This window comes from Sphingomonas arenae, from assembly GCF_016924655.1.
Taxonomy (GTDB): Bacteria; Pseudomonadota; Alphaproteobacteria; order Sphingomonadales; family Sphingomonadaceae; genus Sphingomicrobium; species Sphingomicrobium arenae.
Genome location: NZ_JAFFJU010000001.1, coordinates 1,003,870 through 1,021,752 on the forward strand (window position 1 = coordinate 1,003,870; position 17,883 = coordinate 1,021,752).

General features: G+C 69.2%; 16 protein-coding genes and 1 tRNA gene. 14 read left to right on the top strand and 3 right to left on the bottom strand.

The features are described 5' to 3' along the window. The first annotated feature begins 59 nt into the window (after positions 1 to 59). Both tsaD and JT720_RS05085 read left to right on the top strand, forming a co-directional pair. Positions 60 to 1,091, top strand: coding sequence for a tRNA (adenosine(37)-N6)-threonylcarbamoyltransferase complex transferase subunit TsaD (gene tsaD, locus JT720_RS05080; protein ID WP_205479794.1), 1,032 nt, complete (start codon positions 60 to 62; stop codon positions 1,089 to 1,091). After that, complete coding sequence (locus JT720_RS05085) at positions 1,088 to 2,074, top strand: NAD(P)H-dependent glycerol-3-phosphate dehydrogenase (RefSeq protein WP_205479795.1); 987 nt, start codon at positions 1,088 to 1,090, stop codon at positions 2,072 to 2,074. Before tsaD ends, JT720_RS05085 begins: the two co-directional genes overlap by 4 nt. Before the next feature lie 140 nt (positions 2,075 to 2,214). On the opposite strand, the gene JT720_RS05090 is transcribed toward JT720_RS05085, so the two are convergent. After that, the gene (locus JT720_RS05090) at positions 2,215 to 2,382 is read right to left on the bottom strand and encodes a DUF1674 domain-containing protein (RefSeq protein WP_205479796.1); all 168 of its coding nucleotides are present in this window, start codon (positions 2,380 to 2,382) and stop codon (positions 2,215 to 2,217) included. A 17-nt stretch (positions 2,383 to 2,399) separates the two neighbouring features. On the opposite strand from JT720_RS05090, the gene JT720_RS05095 reads away from it, so the two are divergent. The 9 genes from JT720_RS05095 to JT720_RS05135 all read left to right on the top strand — a co-directional run bounded on the left by JT720_RS05095 (position 2,400) and on the right by JT720_RS05135 (position 12,165). Beyond that, positions 2,400 to 3,653 (top strand): RsmB/NOP family class I SAM-dependent RNA methyltransferase, encoded by a 1,254-nt coding sequence (locus tag JT720_RS05095; protein ID WP_205479797.1) that lies wholly within the window; start codon positions 2,400 to 2,402, stop codon positions 3,651 to 3,653. A gap of 15 nt (positions 3,654 to 3,668) precedes the next feature. Continuing rightward, positions 3,669 to 4,331 carry a ribulose-phosphate 3-epimerase gene (gene rpe / locus JT720_RS05100; protein ID WP_205479798.1) on the top strand — a complete coding sequence of 221 codons (663 nt, stop codon included), beginning with the start codon at positions 3,669 to 3,671 and terminating at the stop codon, positions 4,329 to 4,331. Next, complete coding sequence (locus tag JT720_RS05105; RefSeq protein WP_205479799.1) at positions 4,328 to 5,977, top strand: heparinase II/III family protein; 1,650 nt, start codon at positions 4,328 to 4,330, stop codon at positions 5,975 to 5,977. The genes rpe and JT720_RS05105 overlap by 4 nt, the downstream gene beginning before the upstream one ends. Positions 5,978 to 5,989: 12 nt before the next feature. Continuing rightward, a complete protein-coding gene (purH, locus tag JT720_RS05110; RefSeq protein ID WP_205479802.1) occupies positions 5,990 to 7,582 on the top strand; it encodes a bifunctional phosphoribosylaminoimidazolecarboxamide formyltransferase/IMP cyclohydrolase in 1,593 nt (530 codons plus the stop codon). A 90-nt stretch (positions 7,583 to 7,672) separates the two neighbouring features. Continuing rightward, positions 7,673 to 8,602 (top strand): hydroxymethylbilane synthase, encoded by a 930-nt coding sequence (gene hemC / locus JT720_RS05115; RefSeq protein ID WP_205479803.1) that lies wholly within the window; start codon positions 7,673 to 7,675, stop codon positions 8,600 to 8,602. Continuing rightward, on the top strand, positions 8,599 to 9,267 hold the full coding sequence (locus JT720_RS05120; protein ID WP_205479805.1) for a uroporphyrinogen-III synthase: 669 nt from the start codon (positions 8,599 to 8,601) through the stop codon (positions 9,265 to 9,267). Before hemC ends, JT720_RS05120 begins: the two co-directional genes overlap by 4 nt. After that, positions 9,264 to 10,055 carry a hypothetical protein gene (locus JT720_RS05125; RefSeq protein ID WP_205479807.1) on the top strand — a complete coding sequence of 264 codons (792 nt, stop codon included), beginning with the start codon at positions 9,264 to 9,266 and terminating at the stop codon, positions 10,053 to 10,055. Before JT720_RS05120 ends, JT720_RS05125 begins: the two co-directional genes overlap by 4 nt. 134 nt (positions 10,056 to 10,189) lie before the next feature. Continuing rightward, entirely contained in the window at positions 10,190 to 11,245 is a 1,056-nt protein-coding gene (locus tag JT720_RS05130) for a serine hydrolase (RefSeq protein ID WP_205479809.1), read from the top strand. Positions 11,246 to 11,775: 530 nt separating this feature from the next. Then, positions 11,776 to 12,165: a hypothetical protein gene (locus tag JT720_RS05135; RefSeq protein ID WP_205479811.1), complete on the top strand. Its 390-nt coding sequence runs from the start codon at positions 11,776 to 11,778 to the stop codon at positions 12,163 to 12,165. A 216-nt stretch (positions 12,166 to 12,381) separates the two neighbouring features. Here JT720_RS05135 and JT720_RS05140 read toward each other — a convergent pair. Beyond that, positions 12,382 to 12,456, bottom strand: a tRNA-Gly gene (locus JT720_RS05140). A 122-nt stretch (positions 12,457 to 12,578) separates the two neighbouring features. Here JT720_RS05140 and JT720_RS05145 point away from each other — a divergent pair. Both JT720_RS05145 and JT720_RS05150 read left to right on the top strand, forming a co-directional pair. Continuing rightward, complete coding sequence (locus JT720_RS05145) at positions 12,579 to 13,517, top strand: tetratricopeptide repeat protein (RefSeq protein WP_205479812.1); 939 nt, start codon at positions 12,579 to 12,581, stop codon at positions 13,515 to 13,517. Between the two features lie 3 nt (positions 13,518 to 13,520). Continuing rightward, entirely contained in the window at positions 13,521 to 14,156 is a 636-nt protein-coding gene (locus JT720_RS05150) for an LON peptidase substrate-binding domain-containing protein (RefSeq protein ID WP_205479814.1), read from the top strand. A 3-nt stretch (positions 14,157 to 14,159) separates the two neighbouring features. Here JT720_RS05150 and JT720_RS05155 read toward each other — a convergent pair whose 3' ends face one another. Next, positions 14,160 to 15,380 (bottom strand): FAD-dependent monooxygenase, encoded by a 1,221-nt coding sequence (locus tag JT720_RS05155; RefSeq protein ID WP_205479815.1) that lies wholly within the window; start codon positions 15,378 to 15,380, stop codon positions 14,160 to 14,162. 123 nt (positions 15,381 to 15,503) lie between these two features. Here JT720_RS05155 and JT720_RS05160 point away from each other — a divergent pair, with 123 nt between their 5' ends. Further along, a complete protein-coding gene (locus JT720_RS05160; protein ID WP_205479817.1) occupies positions 15,504 to 17,840 on the top strand; it encodes an FtsK/SpoIIIE family DNA translocase in 2,337 nt (778 codons plus the stop codon). Positions 17,841 to 17,883: the final 43 nt, after the last annotated feature.

A 17,883-nucleotide genomic window follows, 5' to 3' on the forward strand; every position in this document is an offset into this window, starting at 1 on the left:
GCCTGGCTCGGCTCCGCCACTAGCCTAGGGCGACCCGCTAGGGCAAAGGGCGCGCGACCATGACGGTGATCCTCGGCCTTGAATCCTCCTGCGACGACAGCGCGGCGGCGCTGGTCACGTCCGACCGGCAGATCCTCGCGCAGGCGGTCGTGGGGCAGAATAGCGCGCACCAGCCGTTCGGCGGTGTGGTGCCCGAGATCGCCGCCCGCGCCCATGTGGAGGTGCTTCCTGGGCTCATCCGCCAGGTGCTGGACGAGGCCGGCCTCCGCATCGGCCAGGTGGACGCGGTTGCGGCGACCGCCGGGCCCGGCCTGATCGGCGGGGTCATGGTCGGGCTCCTCGCCGGAAAGGGCCTCGCGCTCGCCTCGGGCAAGCCGTTGGTGGCCGTGAACCACCTCGAGGGCCACGCCCTCTCGCCGCGCCTGACCGAGCCGGACCTCGCCTTCCCCTACCTGCTGCTGCTGGCGAGCGGCGGCCACTGCCAGCTCTTGGAGGTGCGCGGCGTCGGCGATTACCGCCGGCTCGCGACCACCATCGACGATGCGGCGGGCGAGGCGTTCGACAAGGCCGCCAAGCTGCTCGACCTCGGCTATCCCGGAGGCCCCGCGATCGAGGCTCTGGCGGCGGAGGGCGATCCACGCGCCGTGCCGCTGCCTCGCCCCCTCGTCGGCTCCAAGGAACCGCATTTCTCCTTTGCCGGACTCAAGAGCGCGGTCCAGCGCGCCGTCGCGGCCGGAACCCACCGCCCGGCCGACATCGCCGCCAGTTTCCAGCAGGCGGTAGTGGATTCGCTGGTCGACCGGACCGCCCGCGCACTGGACTCCAGCGACGCTCCCACCCTGGTGGTCGCCGGCGGGGTCGCGGCCAATGGCGCCATCCGGGCCGCCCTCAAGGACCTCGCCGCCACCCGCGGGCGCGGCTTCGCGGTCCCGCCAGGCTGGCTGTGCACCGACAATGCCGCAATGATCGCCTGGGCCGGAGCCGAGCGCTTCGCCGCCGGGCTCACCGACGCCCTCGACGTCCCCGCCCGCGCCCGGTGGCCGCTGGACGCGTCTGCCGACGCGGTGCGCGGAGCGGGAGTGAAGGCATGATCGCGCGGATCGGCGTCATTGGCGGTGGCGCCTGGGGCACCGCCCTCGCCCAGGTCGCGGCGGGCAAGGGCCACGATACCCTCCTGTGGGCGCGCGAGCCGGAGGTGGTCGCCGGCATCAACGACACCCGCCAGAACCCCCTCTTCCTCCCCGGCATTCCGCTATCCGACCGCATCAAGGCCACCGGCGAACTCGCCCGGCTGGACGGCTGCAATGCCTGGCTGGTCGTCACTCCTGCCCAGCACATGCGCGCCGTGCTGGAACAGGCGCCCCGCTGCGACCGCCCGCTGATCCTCTGCTCCAAGGGCATCGAGGAGCGCAGCGGCCACCTGCTCCACCATGTCGCGCGCGAAGTCTGTCCCGGTGCGTCGGTGATGGTGCTGTCCGGCCCGACCTTCGCCCACGAGGTCGCGACCGGTCTCCCCACCGCCCTGACCCTGGCCGCCGATGGCGACAACCTCGCCGAGCAGGTCCGCGACCGCCTCGCCCTGCCGCAGTTCCGGCTCTACCTCAGCGACGACCTTGCCGGCGCGGAAGTGGGCGGCGCGGTCAAAAACGTCCTCGCCATCGCCTGCGGAGTGGTGGAGGGCAAAGGCCTCGGCCAGAACGCCCGCGCGGCGCTGATCGCCCGGGGCTTTGCCGAGATGACCCGCTTCGGCCTCGCCTGCGGGGCGAGGCGGGAGACGCTGGCCGGCCTGTCGGGGCTCGGCGACCTCGTCCTGACCTGCTCCTCCACCAGCTCGCGCAATTTCTCGCTGGGCAAGGGCATCGGCGAGGGCCGCTCGGCTGCCGAGCTGATGGCCGACCGCCGCACCGTGGCCGAAGGCGCGTTCACCGCTCCCGTCCTGCGCCGGATCGCCGACGAGCGCGGCATCGACATGCCGATCGTCGCGGCCGTCGACGATCTCCTCGCCGCCCGCGCAAACGTCGACCAGGTGCTCGAAGCCCTGCTCAGCCGCCCGCCCCGTCCGGAAGCCCACTGATGGTAAAGGGCTGCGTTCACGCCCAATCACACTCTCACGCCGCACGACGCGCTCACCCTGAGCCTGTCGAAGGGTGCCCTGGCGCAAAGGTCCACCCGGCGCTTCGACAAGCTCAGCGTGAGCGCAGGGTCATCCGGCCTTCAAAAATCCCAGGCGATGCCCTTCTTCTCCCAGTCGCCATAGCGCGTGGGGTCCAGCTTGGCCTCCTCCCCGCTTGGGGGCGGCGCGGTCTCCAAGGGCTCCGCTTCGGGCACCGGCGGCGACTTGCTGAGATAGGCGGGCGGGTCGAGATGCTTGGGCCGCTTCATGCCGCTGGAGATGGGCGTTGAACCCGCAAAAGCCAAGCGTACCCGGGCTCGGTGCCCGTCGCGCCGCCCTCCAGCTGCTGGATGCCGTTCTCCGCCGCGGCCAGACCCTCGACGCCGCCGCCCGGAAAGTCGTGCCAGACGACAAGTCGCTAGCTCTCGCCATCGCGGGGGAGACCTTCCGACGCCTGCCGCACCTGGACGCGCTGATCGACTCCGCGACCCGCCAGCGGCTGCCCGACGATAGCAAGGCCCGCATGGTCCTTCGCCTCGCGCTCGCCCAGAAGCTCGCTTTGTCCATGCCGGAACATGCGATCGTGGCTACGGCCCTGCCGCTGGTGGACGGGGGGCCTCGTCGCCTGGTCCACGGCGTCCTCGGCACCCTCTTGCGCCGAGGGCTGGAAGCGGACCCTGCCCCGGCCTTGCCCCCGGCCGTCGAACAACGCTGGTCCGAGGCCTGGGGCGAGGAGGTGGTCGAGTCCGCTCGTCAGGCGATCGTTCGCCGGCCGCCGCTGGACCTCAGCTTCCGCGAGGACACGCTGGCCGACCGCTTCCTCGATGAGGCCGGAGGCGTCCGTCTCGCGCCCCGGCACGTGCGTATCCACGACGACCGCGCCGTTGCGGACCTGCCGGGCTATTCCTATGGCGACTGGTGGGTCCAGGACCTCGCCGCCTCCCTGCCCGCGCGGCTCATGCCGCGCGCGGCCGCCACCGCCCTCGACCTCTGCGCGGCGCCCGGTGGCAAGACCCTGCAGCTCGCCGCGGCCGGTCACAAGGTAACTGCGCTCGACCAGTCGGAAAGTCGTCTCGGACGACTGCGCGAGAATCTCGCCCGCACCCGCCTGTCCGCGGATATCGTGGTGGCTGACGCCCTTCGCTGGACGGGCGGGCCGTTCGACGCAGTCCTGCTGGACGCACCCTGCTCGGCCACCGCCACCTTCCGCCGCCATCCGGAAGTCTTGTATCGCGCCAGTGCCCGGATCATCGCGGACAGCGCTGCTCTCCAGCGCCGCCTGCTGGCCCACGCAGCGACACTGGTCCGCCCGGGCGGCGCCCTGGTCTACGCGGTCTGCTCCCTCGAGCCAGAGGAAGGGGAGCGGATCATCGATGCCGCTCCCGCCGGGCTCGCCCTCGATCCCATCCGTGCCGACGAATTGCCGGCCGGCCTCCGCCCGCACGAGCGCGGCTGGCTGCGCATCCTGCCCGGGATGCTGGAGGAAGCCGGCGGCCTGGACAGCTTCTTCATCGCCCGCCTTGTCCGGACGGCCGCTTAGCGTCTAATCGGCCCCATGGCCGCTCCGATCATCGCCCCGTCGATCCTGTCCGCCGATTTCGCTCGCCTGGGCGAGGAGGTGCGGGCGATCGATGCCGCCGGCGCCGACTGGATCCATGTCGACGTCATGGATGGGCATTTCGTGCCCAATCTCACCATCGGCCCGGCCGTCGTGAAGGCGCTTAGGCCGCACTCCGCCAAGCCGTTCGACGTCCACCTGATGATCTCGCCGGTGGACTCCTTCCTGGATGCGTTCGCCGAAGCCGGGGCGGACATCATCACCGTTCATCCGGAGGCGGGACCGCATCTCCACCGGACGGTTCAGCGGATCAAGTCCTTGGGCAAGAAGGCAGGCGTGTCGCTCAATCCCGCCACACCGGCCAAGATGCTCGACTATGTGCTCGAGGAGATCGACCTCGTCCTGGTGATGAGCGTCAATCCGGGCTTCGGCGGCCAGAAGTTCATCCCATCACAGCTTCGCAAGATCGAGGCCATTGCCAAGCGCGTCGCCAAGGAAGGGCTGGACGTCACGGTCGAGGTGGATGGCGGCGTGGACGCGACTACCGCGCGCCAATGCCTCGACGCCGGCGCCACTGCGCTGGTCGCCGGAACGGCGGCCTTCCGCGGCGGACCGGATGCCTATGCCGCCAACATCCTGGCGTTGAGAGGAGCCGCATGAGCGGACCCGGCGCTCACGGCGCCATCGTTGAGAAGCTCGGACGGGGGACCTTCGTCTCCCGCCTGTTCGGGCAGGCGCGCCAGCCGCTGCGCCTGCTCGCCGTCCCCCGCGATCACGTCGTCGGTGATCGCCCGCGCGGAGACACCCTGCTGACGGGCAAGTTCATCCGCGGCACCGACATGCTCAGCCTCGTGGACACGGATTTTGCCGACATCGGCGTCGATGGGGCGCTGGCGGAGGAACTGCACGGCTTCTCCTGGCTGCGCGACCTGGCCGCCGCCGCAAGCCGGGAAAAGGGTTCACGGCTGGCGGAGGCGGTCGTCGGTCGCTGGCTGACGACGCATGGGACCAAGGTCGACGCGGCGTGGCGCCCGGACCTCTGGGGCGAGCGCATCCTCTTCTGGACGGCTTATGCTCCCTACCTGCTGTCCAGCCGTGACGCGGGTTACCGCTCGGCGGTCCTCAACACGCTCGCCCGCGGCGCGCGGCATGTCGCCTCGGTAGCGGACCAGGCACCGCCGGGACTGCCTCGCATCACGGCCTGGGCGGGGCTGACGACGGCAAGCCTCCTGCTGCAGGGCGGAACGGGGCGCGTTGCCCGGGCGGAATCCGGCCTCCTCCGCGCCCTTGCCGCCGGGCAGTCGGAGGACGGCGGACTGCTCAGCCGCTCGCCCAGCGAACAACTGCTCCTCGTCGATCGCCTGGGGCTCCTCCGCGCCGCCTATTTCGCCTCCAAGCACGAGATTCCCGAAACACTCGAGAGCGCGGCGGCCGCGGCGCTGTCGGCGCTTCATGGCGTAACGCTCGGTGACGGGGCCCTGTCCAGCTGGCAGGGCGGCAATCCCGGCGATCCGGCGAGAATCGCGGCCGTGGTCGAAGGCTGCGGGCTGCGGGCCCGCCCGCTGCGACAGGCGCGGGGCTGGGGCTACCATCGGCTCACCGCGCTGGGCACGGTGATCGTCCTCGACGCGGCGCCGCCTCCTCCCTCGAAGATGGCTCGGGTCGGGTCGGCCTCCACCCTGGCGATGGAGATCGGCGACGGCGCCCAGCGGCTGGTCGTCAACTGCGGCGGCCCTGGCAATACGCCCACCCACCTGCCGCCGGAACTGGTGCAGGCGCTCCGCACCACGGCGGCGCACAGCACCCTGACCTTGGGCGACACGAACTCGACCGCTATCCTGGCGGACGGCTCCCTCGGCCGGGGCGTGGAAGACGTGGCCGTGGACCGCAGCGAGGATGACGACGCGAGCCGCATGGAAGCGGCGCACGACGGCTATATTCGTGGCTACGGCCTGCTCCACAGCCGCGCCCTGTCGCTCGGCAACGACGGCAAGGAGATCCGCGGCCTGGACCGGCTCATCCCCAAGGGCCGCAAGAAGATCCGGGAAGCCGCGCCTTACGCGATCCGCTTCCATCTCGCCCCCGGGGTGGAGGCCACTCCCACCGCCGACGGCATGGGCGCCATCCTCCGCTCCCCCGGCGCGCCGCCCTGGAACTTCCGCTGCCGCGGCGCGCAATTGCAAATCGAGGAGAGCGTCTACGTGGACGGACATGCCCAACTTCGCTCGACCGGCCAGCTCGTCATCGTCGGCGAGGTCTCTTCGTTGGGCGCCGAGATCAACTGGCAGTTCCGCCGTTCCAGCTAGCAGGATTACATCATGACCGACCTTGTTCCCGTTCGGCGGGCCCTTCTTTCCCTTTCCGACAAGTCGGGCCTCGATGAATTGGCGCGCGGCCTGATGCGGCACGGCGTCGAGCTGGTTTCGACGGGCGGCACGGCGGGCAAGCTTCGCGAACTCGGCGCGGAGGTCAGGGACATCGCCGACGTCACCGGTTTTCCCGAGATGATGGACGGCCGGGTCAAGACCCTGCACCCGAAGGTCCACGGCGGCCTGCTCGCAGTCCGCGACAACCCCGAACATGCCGCCTCCATGGACGAACATGGCATCGGCGCGATCGACCTCGTGGTCGTGAATCTCTACCCCTTCCAGCAGACCGTCGCCCGCGGAGCGTCGCGCGACGAGGTCATCGAGAATATCGATATCGGCGGTCCGTCCATGGTCCGCTCCAGCGCCAAGAACCACGCCTTCGTCGCGATCGTGACCGACCCGGGGGACTATGCGGAACTGCTCGGCGAGCTCGAGGCGAACGGCGGAATGACGTCACTCGCATTCCGCAAGCGCCTCGCCGCCAAGGCCTTCGCCCTCACTGTCGCCTACGACTCCGCGATTGCCAGCTGGTTCGCCTTCGCCGACCAGGGCGAGCGCTTCCCGCCGACGCTGCCGCTGGCACTGACCCGCGGCCCGGCGCTTCGCTACGGCGAGAACCCGCACCAGAGCGCGGCGCTCTACTTTCCCCAGGTCCGCGGCGCACCCGGCGTCGCCGGCGCCCGCCAGGTTCAGGGCAAGGAGCTCAGCTACAATAATCTGAACGACGCCGATGCCGCGCTGGACCTCGTTTCGGAGTTCCGGGACTCAGGACCCGCCTGCGTGATCGTGAAGCACGCCAATCCGTGCGGCGTTGCGAGCGGAAACACGCTGATCGAGGCCTATAATGCGGCATTTCAGTGCGATAATGTGTCGGCTTTCGGCGGGATTGTGGCAGTCAACGTGTCGCTCGACGGCGCTACGGCCCGGGCGATCACCGACATCTTCACCGAGGTCGTGATCGCTCCCGATGCCGACGAAGAGGCGCTGGAAGTCTTCGCCGCCAAGAAGAATCTGCGCCTTCTGCTCACCGGCAACCTCCCGGATCCGACCCGCTCGGGCCTCATGCTGAAGAGCATCACCGGCGGCCTGCTGGTCCAGTCTCGCGACAATGGCCGGGTTACCCGCGAACAGTTGAAATGCGTCACTCGCAGGCAGCCGACCGAGCAGGAACTGAGCGATTGCCTGTTCGCCTGGACGGTCGCCAAGCACGTGAAATCAAACGCAATTGTCTATGCAAAGGACGGTGCGACGGCTGGGATCGGCGCGGGCCAGATGAACCGCCGCGACTCCGCCCGCATCGCCGCGGCCAAGGCCATCGAAGCGGCAAAGACCCATGGCTGGAGTATTGCCCGCACGGTCGGGTCGGCAGTCGCCTCCGACGCCTTCTTCCCCTTCGCCGACGGCCTGCTCGCCGCTGTGGAAGCGGGCGCAACGGCGGTGATCCAGCCGGGCGGATCAATGCGCGACGCCGAGGTCATCGCCGCTGCCGACGAAGCCGGTCTCGCCATGCTCTTCACCGGAATGCGCCACTTCCGGCACTGAGCGAAACTGTTATTCCAACGCTGAGCCGATCGAAGCGTTTCTTGTGCTCCGGTCACCCTTCGAAAGGCTCAGGGTGAGCGCCGAAGGATCGTGCTGTTGTCTGACCGTCCCCCCGTTCTCGGTACTCGCGGTTCCCCCCTGGCGATGGCGCAGGCGCGCATGGCGGCGCGGGCGCTGGAGACCGCCCACGGCTGGGAGCCGGGGACGGTGGAGATCCGGCCGTTCAAGACGACCGGCGACAAGATCCAGGACCGGCCGCTGGCGGAAGTCGGCGGCAAGGGGTTGTGGACCAAGGAGCTCGACCAGTATCTGCTGAACGGGGACACGGACTTTTCCGTCCATTCCATGAAGGACGTCGAGAGCGTCCGTCCGCCAGAGCTCAACATCGCCGCCATGCTGCCGCGGGCAGATGTCCGGGACCGGCTGATCGGAGCGCCGAGCATCGCCGCGCTCAGCCAGGGCGCGAGGGTTGGGACATCTTCGCCGCGGCGCGCGGCGCAGCTGCTGAGGATGCGGCCGGACCTGCAGGTGGAGTCGATCCGGGGCAACGTCGCGACCCGGCTGGCGAAGGTCGAGAGGGGTGAGGTCGATGCGACGCTGCTGGCGGCCGCCGGGCTCGACCGGCTGGGGATCAAGGCCGGGCATGCGGTCGAACCCGGGGTGATGCTGCCGGCACCCGCACAGGCGGCGATCGGCTGCGAGTGCCGAACGGACGACACGGCCCTGCGGGAGCTGCTGTCGGCCATCAACGACGGCGGGACCTGCGCTGCGGTCGCGGCGGAGCGGGCGCTGTCCCGAGCGCTCGGCGGGTCGTGCCATTCGCCGGTGGCCGCCCTCGCCCTGCAAGAGGGTGACGGGCGCATCTGGCTGCGGGCGGAGATCCTCAGCACGGACGGTGCGGAACAGGTCGCCGGCGAAGTCCGCTTCACGCCCGAGCAGGGGGAGGAGGCGGCCGAAGCGCTCGCCCGCGAATTGCTGGATCGAGCGCCCCAATCGGTCCGGCAGCTGTTCGCGGCATGAGAAGGCTGGTCATCCTGCGGCCGGAGCCCGGTGCAGGACAGACGCTGGCCCGCGCAAAGGCACGGGGGTGGGACGCGGTGTCCGTGCCCCTGTTCGAAGTGGAAGCGATCGAGTGGAGCGCGCCCGACCCGGCGGCGTTCGACGGGCTGCTGGTCACCAGCGCCAATGCGGTGCGGCAGGCGGGAAGCGGGTTGCAGCGGCTGCGGAGCTTGCCTGCCTATGCGGTTGGAGATGCCACCGCCCAAGCCTTGCGCGATGCCGGGTTCGACGTGGCGGCGAGCGGTCAGGGTGGGGTCGATGCATTGCTGAGCGCGCGTCCGACCGGGCTTCGACTGCTGCACCTTGCCGGAGAGGACCGCCGAGAGCCCTCTTCGTCGCCGCACGAAATCACTCCGGTCGTCGTCTATCGCTCGGTTCCGATCGAACAGCCGACGGGCCTCGACGCGCTGACAGGAGCGGTCACGCTGGTCCATTCCCCGCGCGCCGGACAACGCCTGGCTGAGATCGTGCCGGACCGAGAGCGGACGATGGTCGCCGCGATCAGTCCGGCCGCCGCGGCTGCGTGCGGGTCCGGGTGGGAGCGGATCGCGGCCTGCGAAAGCCCTGACGACGAGGCGCTGCTTTCCCTCGCCGAGCGGCTGTGCAAGACTCCGGCCCGACCATGACCACGATCGCCTCAGCCAGACGCGGACCGGGCTTCGGCAGCCTGCTGCTGCTCGCGCTAGTCCTGCTGCTGGCAGGGGCGGCGGGAGCGACCTGGGCGCTGGCCCGCTGGCACGATGCGGCCCGGTTCCTGGGCGTGACGGCTCCCGCGCCGCAGCCCGCGACCACGGCGATGGCGCCCGGCGGAACGACGGCCAGGCTGGTCGCCACACCTGAAGCCGCCGATGCGCGGGTGGCTCAACTCGAGGCTCGGCTGGCGAGGGTCGAGAATGCGACCCAGACCGCGGTCGGTTCCGCCGGGCGGGCCGACGCGCTGCTGGTGGCGTTCGCCGCCCGGCGCGCGATCGATCGGGGAGTGCCGCTGGGCTATCTGGAAGCCTTGCTGGTGGACCGCTTCGGCGCGTCGCACCCGCGGGCCGTGGCGACGATCGTGACCGCGTCGCGCACTCCGGTGCGCCTCGACCAGTTGCAGGCCGACTATGATGCGCTCGCCCCGCAGCTGAAGGGTGGCGGGCCCCAGGAAAGCGTGTGGAGCGGCCTGCAGCGGGAGTTGAGCTCGCTCGTCACCGTTCGCCGGGCCGACACCCCTTCGCCCCGCCCGAACGCCACCTATGAGCGGGCACGCGGCAAGCTCGCGTCGGGACACGTCGACCAGGCGCTGGTCGAGACCATGCGCCTGCCGGGCGTGGCGCGAGCGCAGCCGTGGGTCGATCGTGCCCGCGCCTATGTGACCGCCCACCGTGCGCTTGACGAAATCGAAAGCGCGGCCCTCCTCGGCGCAGGGCGCTAAGTCCTTGGCGAGGTTAGGACTTGCCAGCGACTCCCCCTTTTGCGAATCTTGAGGCGACGCACTGGACGGCTTTCGTTCAGGCGCGCCGATGCAAGAATCCCGGGCTAGGGCAAGCGGCGAGGGGAACCGACTTCATGACGTCACGGTGGCTGTACGCAAGCATCGTGCTGGCGCTGGCGGCGATGGCACCCGCCTCGGCCAGCCAGCCCGCAGTGGCACGCGGAACGGTGCGCGCCCTTCCTCCGTCCGCATTGGCGAACCGGATCGACGAACTTGGACGCGCCTTCCCGGGGCGGGTCGGCATTTCCGTGCAGTCGGTCGACCAGGGCTGGCGGACCGGCTGGCGGGACGACGAGCTCTACCCGCAGCAGAGCGTCAGCAAGATGTGGGTCGCACTGACCGCCATGGATGCGGTCGACCGCGGACGCGTGAGCCTGGATGACCGGGTGACCCTGACCAGCAGCGACCTGACCCTTTTCCACCAGCCGATCGCCGCGCTGGTCCGCAAGAATGGCGCGCACACGACCAGTCTGGGCGCGCTGATGGTCGAAGCGCTGACCAAGAGCGACAATACGGCGAACGACAAGCTGATGCGGTCCGTGGGCGGACCGGAAGCGGTCCGGCGGACCATCGAGCAGAAGGGGCTGGGCGCGATCCGCTTTTACAATGGGGAGCGGGCGCTGCAGTCGCGGATCGCGGGGCTGACCTGGAGCCAGAGCTATTCGGTGGGCGATGCCTTCTACAAGGCGCGCGCGGCCCTGCCGCTGTCGGTACGCCAGTCGCTCTTCAACCGTTACATCGAGGATCCGTTCGACGGGGCCGCCCCGAGCGCCATCGTCGGCGCACTGGCCAGGCTGAAGCGCGGCGAGCTGCTGACCCCGGCGTCGACGGCTCGCCTGCTGACGATCATGAGCAACACCCGCACGGGCGCCAACCGCCTGAAGGGCGGGCTGAAGCCCGGCTGGACGCTGGCGCACAAGACCGGGACCGGCCAGGTGCTCGGCGCGGTGCAGGCGGGCTACAACGACATCGGCGTGCTGACCGCGCCGAATGGCCAGAGCTATGCGGTGGCGGTGATGATCAAGCGGACGTCGGCGCCGCTCGGCGTACGGATGACGCTGATGAACAATGTCGTGCGCGCGGTGATCGCGAGCCACGAAGCGTCGAACGGGCTGGCGCTGAACTTCTAGCGGACGTCGCCGCATCTCGCCCACGGGGTGGTCGCTTTCGACCCATTGCGGACATTCCTGATGCTTCTAAGCTCTGCTGGATGTGGCTCTCCCTCCTGCGACGCTTTGTCCTCGCCGCGATTTGCTTACCGCTGAGCGCGTGCGCACACATCGACCCTGCTGGATCAACCGAGCTCATCGTGGTCGGGCAGATCGAGACCTTGAGCTCGGAAGTGCTCGACGAGTGGGGCTTGAACGTAGCATTCACGGGAGCCTTGAAGATCACCCGCGTTCTGAAGGGCAATCCTTCAGGCTCTCCACTGCTTGTGCGATACATCGCGCACTCGGCCTACGCCCCGGACAGGGAGAGTAAGTTTCGCCTTCGCCCTGCGAAGAATGGCGATTGGCTGGTCTGCAGGCAGGGGAATGGAAGAGGTTATATCTGCCGCTAACGGGCTTTCGTCGTGGAGCCCGCTACTGACTGCGGTAGGTGGCCAATCGAGTTTGCTTTCGACCCATTGCGACATTGCGATCGCCTGTAAGTTAATTCGGTGAGCGTAGGTTTCAGGGCATTGTTCCTCTTGAGTGCTGCAGCGCTCCTGTCGTCGTGCTCACCTCCTCCAATCGACATTGTGGTTGAGAAGGTTGGCGAGCGGTTGCTCTTGCGGCTGTCACAGGATTGGGGCGTCATTTTCAGCAGCAAACAAGTTCCGTGTGTTGGCGAAATCAGCATCCACACGCCGGAAGTTTACGATCGTTCGAAGGCTGCTTGGGCGATCGAGCCAGACAAAACCATTCAGTGTCTCGACTTAGCGTCGGTGACCGTTGGCGTGGTTCCCGACCGCTGGAAGGAAGTCGTTCCACTGACAGTAGAGAGCGGCCGAACCTACACAGTTGAAGCATATGGCATCGGCTCAGGTCGAACCGACGTTCGATTCTGACCACTTGCTGTCCGGACTTATGTCCGCTTTCCACCCATAGCGGACATCAAGCCCTCACGAGCCCTGACGGCTGGAATGGGGGAATCTGCACCACCCGCCCTTCCGCTTGAAGCTCCAGCACGGGTCTGGGCCCCTGCCTTCGCAGGGGCACTGCCGAGGTCCGCTTCGCAGACACTCGCATCCGACACTATCGGTGGTTCGTGGACCTGAGATCGCTGGAGCGGGCGAAGGGATTCGAACCCTCGACCCCAACCTTGGCAAGGTTGTGCTCTACCCCTGAGCTACGCCCGCTCTTGGCGCCTTCGAGGCCGGACGAAACCGGCTTCGTGGGTGAGGCGGCGCAGCTAGCAGGGGCTCGGGTCAGGTGCAAGCCCCTTGCGCGCAGCCTTGCGGGCGGAGCCGGCGCCGCTCATATGCGCTCGGAAACGAGCGGCAAGCGAGGACGAAAAAGCGTGGCGACCACCCTGGGACTGAGTGCGGAAGAACGGGAGGCGATCCAGCGCTTCCAGGCGGACGTGCTGCAGCCGTCGATGACCCAGCTGGTCATCCTCGACTTCTGGGCGGAGTGGTGCGGCCCGTGCAAGCAGCTCGGCCCCGTGCTGGAGAAGGTCGCCGCCGACTATGCCGACAAGGGCGTGAAGCTGGTCAAGCTGGACGTCGACAAGGAGAAGGTGGTCGCGGCGCAGTTCCAGATCCGCTCCATCCCGACCGTCTACGCGATCTTCCAGGGCCAGCCGGTCGCCGACCTGACCCCGTATCGCACGGAAGGGCAGCTGACCCGGGCGCTGGACCAGCTGCTCGGCCAGTTGCCGATCAAGGGCGAAGCGCAGGCGCTGGAAGCGGAGATCGAGCCGCTGATCGCCATGGGCGAAGAGGTGCTGGCCGGCGGAGACGCGCCGCGCGCGGAGAGCATCTTCCGGCAGATCCTCGACATGGCGCCGGACAATCCGGAGGTGGTCGGCGGGCTGGCGCGAGCGCTGATCGCGGGCGGTCAGGTCGACGAAGCGCGGTCGTTGCTGGATGGCGCGGCGGACCATGCCGCAGTCGCGCGGGCGCGGGCGGCGCTGGACGTGGCGACGGCGGCTCCGGCCGGCGAGACGGACGAGCTCGAGCGGCGGGTGGCGGCGAACCCGGACGATCACCAGGCGCGCTATGACCTGGCCGGTGCGCTGATGGCGCGCGGCAATCGGGACGGCGCTGCCGATGCACTCCTCGAGATCATCCAGCGGGACCGCGAATGGAAGGAGGGGGCGGCGCGGACGCGCTTCCTCCAGCTGCTCGAATCGGTCGGCCTCGAAGACCCGTGGGCGCGGGCGCAGCGCCGACGGCTCTCGGCCTTGCTGTTCACCTGAGCCATGCCGGGCGCACGCATCCCCCTGTTTCCGCTCGGCGGCGCGATCCTGTTCCCGCGCAGCCAATTGCCGCTGCACATCTTCGAGCCGCGCTACCGGCAGATGGTCGAGGATGCGGTCGCCGGCGTCGGGCGTATCGGCATGATCCAGCCGCAGGGCCTCGAGGGGGACAGTCCGGAGCATCCGGCACTCTATCGGGTGGGCTGCATCGGGGAGATCGTGGGCCTGGAGGAACTGGAGGACGGGCGGTTCAACATCGTCCTGCAAGGGTCGACCCGCTTTCGGCTGATCGCCGAGGCGGACGTCGGCACGGCCTATCGGCAGGGGGACGTGGACGCCGAGGCGTTCGACGATTCGGATCCGGAGCCGCTGGCCCTCGCGCAACGCTCCGAGGTGGAGCAGGAGGCGCGGCGGCTGGGTGACGCACTCGGACTGACGGTGGACTGGGAAGCCGTGGGACGGCTGGACGACGAGATGCTCGTCAACGCGATCGCGCAGGTGGCGCCGTTCGACGTGGGTGCCAAGCAGGCCCTGCTGGAGGAGGAAGGCTTGCCCGGGCGCGCGGACCTGCTGGTCCAGCTGATGCAGTTCCTGCGACTGGCGCAGGGCGCGGGCGATATCCGGCCGCGCCTGCAGTAACGGCTACATCGGCATTCCGCGCAGCAGCAGGGGCAGGTCGCCGCTGGTGCCGCGAGCTTCCGCATTGAAGCGGTCCTTCAGGGGGCCGAGCCGATCGACCAAGCCCATGCCGAACCGGCGGACGGCCGAGGCGGTGCGGCCCGGGATGCCATAGAGCCGGGTCAGACTGTCGGTGGCCATCGCGACTGACAGGGTATCAAGGCTGCGCCACCGCTCGTAGCGGGCGAGCAGCTGGGCGTCGCCGGGATCGAGGCCGAGGCGAGCGCCTTCCACGAGCACCTGCGCCAGCGCGGCAGCGTCGCGGAAGCCAAGGTTCAGGCCCTGGCCGGCGATCGGGTGGATGGCGTGCGCGGCATCCCCGACCAGCACCATCCGTTCGGCGGTGATCCGCGCGGCATGGTGGAAGCCCAGCGGATAGGTGGAGCGCGGCGTCAACAGCCGCACCTCGCCCAGGAACCCGCCCATCGCCGCCTTGGCCTCGGCGGCGAAGTCCTGGTCGCTCAAGGACATCCAGCCATGGGCGTCGTCGTTGGGCACCGACCAGACGATGGCGGAGCGATGCTCGCTGACGGCCGTGTCCGTCATCGGCAGGAGCGCGAATGGGCCGGTCGGATAGAAGATCTCGTAGGCGATCTGCTCGTGCGAGCGTTCATGCGCCAGGGTCGAAACGATCGCGGCATGATCGTACTGCCAACGCGCGAGGCGGATGCCCGCCGTCTCCCGGGTGGGAGAGTTGCGACCCTCGGCGACTACGAGCAAGGATGCGCGGAGCTCAGTTCCGTCCATCAGAGTGACGGTGACCCCGGCGGCTCCCCGATCAATGTGCTGCGCCGACGACTTCCAGCGCAGGTCGACATGCTCCCCCGCCTCGGCCCGGGCCCCGAGCGCGGCGCGGAGGTGGCGGTTTTCGTGCATCCAGCCGAGCGCGTCGCCCTCCTCGTCGGGCTCGAACGTCAGGCCGCCGGGGGCGAGACCGTCCGCGACTCGGATTGCACGGATTGGGGAGCCCGGCTCGGGCAGGTGTGCGGCAACGCCCGTCGCCTCCAGCATGCGCATGGAGGAAGAGGCGACCGCGCTGGTGCGGCCGTCGAACGCGGCGTCCTTGCGCAGGTCAGGATCGGCCGGATCGACGACGATGCTGCGAATGCCCGCTCCGTCGAGCGCGGCGGCGAGCGCAAGGCCAATCATGCCGCCGCCGAGAATGATCACGTCCGCCCGTTCCATAGGGTCGCTCTAGCCGGGGCGGCGGGTCACGTCATCCCGGACCTGTGGCCGTGGCGTCCTTGACCGTGGAGTCGCCCAAGAGGCATTGTGACGCCAAGACGCATTCGGGTGGGGAAGACGACGATGGCAACCGTGGCCGGCCGGGCTCAGCGGCGCGAACTGGAGCCGGATTGGCGGGAGCGCCTCGGTGCGTCCCTGCGCGCCTTTGCGCGGCGAACCGCCGGAGCGCTGCTGCTCGGCCTGGCGATCGCGCTGGCAGTGGCCCTGATCACCCATTCCAATAACGACCCGAGCTGGAGCACGGCTGCGGGGGGCCCGCCGAGCAATTGGGTCGGAGCGCCCGGGGCTTATGCGAGCGACCTCCTGCTAATGCTATTCGGTCTGGGGTCCGCACTGCTGCTGCCGGTGGTGGCGCTGGCCGGAGTGCGACTGCTGCGCGGGGAGCATCCCGGGCACGTCGGCCGCGCGCTGCTGGTGGCGGGGCTCGGGGCGGTGCTGATTGGAACGGCGGCGGGACTGATGACCGGTTCGGCCGTGTCCGCACTGCCGGCCGGCTGGGGCGGAGCCCTGGGCCTTGCCGGAGCGCGCGGCGTCGACGCGGGCGTGTCCCTGATCGGAGATCCGGCGATCATCGGGCCCGTCAGGCTGGCGCTGATGATGGTGCTGGCACTGGGCGGACTGTTCCTTTCCTTCGTCGCGCTTGCCCTCCGCGACGAGGAAAAGGGCTGGCTGGCGAGCCGGCTCGAGCGTGCCCCGAGAGCCCGTGAGCCTGCACCCCGTCGGACGGCCGAGCGCCGCGACGAGCGGGAGCAGGCTCCGGCCGCGCCGCCCCGTTCCCGGCCGACGGTGGCGGTCACGGAGCCGACCCGCGAGATCGCGCCGGCAGCCAGCAAGAAGGACAAAGGTCGCGGCCGCGCTCCTGGGCAGCAAAGCCTGGCGCTGGGCGATGCCTACCAGATGCCGAGCGTGGACCTGCTTACCCCTGTCCCCGACTCCGGCAAGCAGCAGATCGACCGCGCCGGGCTGGAGCGCAACGCGCGCCTCCTGGAGTCGGTGCTGGAGGACTTCCATGTCCGCGGCGACATCGTCGAGGTGCGGCCAGGGCCGGTGGTCACCATGTACGAGCTGGAGCCGGCGAGCGGAATCAAGGCCAGCCGGGTCATTCAGCTCGCCGATGACATCGCGCGCAACATGTCGGCTCTTTCCGCGCGCGTGGCCACGATCCCCGGCCGGAGCGTCATCGGCATCGAACTGCCCAACCCCAAGCGCGAGACGGTGTCGCTGCGCGAACTGATCGCCAGCCAGGCGTTCGAGGACCTGGGACTCAGCCTGCCGCTGATCCTGGGCAAGAACATCGCCGGCGATCCGGTCATCGCCGACCTCGCGCCCATGCCGCACCTGCTGGTCGCCGGCACGACGGGTTCGGGCAAGTCGGTGGGCTTGAACTGCATGATCCTGTCGCTGCTCTACCGGATGGGGCCGGACCAGTGCCGGATGATCATGATCGATCCCAAAATGCTGGAACTCAGCGTCTACGACGGCATCCCGCACCTGCTCTCGCCGGTGGTGACCGAGCCAGCCAAGGCGATTCGGGCGCTCAAGTGGACGGTCGAGCAGATGGAGGAGCGCTATCGCATGATGGCGAGCCTCGGCGTGCGCGCGCTGAAGAGCTTCAACGAGAAGGTGCTGGACGCCAAGGCGCGCGGGACCAAGCTCGGGCGCAAGGTGCAGACCGGCTATGATGCGGACAGCGGGCAGCCGATCTACGAGACCGAAGAGCTGGAATATGAGGTGCTGCCGCAGATCGTGGTGGTGGTGGACGAGTTGGCCGACCTGATGATGACGGCCGGCAAGGAAGTCGAGTTCCTGATCCAGCGCCTGGCCCAGAAGGCGCGTGCGGCGGGCATCCACCTGATCATGGCAACCCAGCGGCCATCGGTGGACGTCATCACCGGCGTCATCAAGGCGAACCTGCCGACGCGGATCTCCTTCCAGGTCACCAGCAAGATCGATTCGCGCACGATCCTGGGCGAGCAGGGCGCGGAACAGCTGCTAGGCAAGGGCGACATGCTCTACATGCCCGGCGGCAAGCAGATCCTGCGCGTCCACGGGCCGTTCGTGGCCGACGACGAGGTGCGCAGCGTCGCCGAGCATTGGCGGCGGCAGGGCGTGCCGGAGTATATCTCGGCGGTCACCGAGGAGCCGGAGGACGGCGGCTATGCATTCGACGGTCAGCCGGACGGCGAAGAGGATGCCGAGACGCAGCTCTACCGCAAGGCAGTTCAGATCGTCGCGGAAAGCCAGAAGGCATCCACATCCTATCTGCAGCGCCAATTGCGAGTCGGCTACAACAGCGCGGCCCGGCTGATCGAGCGGATGGAGAAGGAAGGCAAGGTCGGGCAGCCCGACCATGTCGGCCGGCGCGAGGTGCTGATGGACATGGACGGACACCCGATCTGAAGCTGAACGTTCCGGAACCGTCCAGTTCAGAGCGCATTCAATG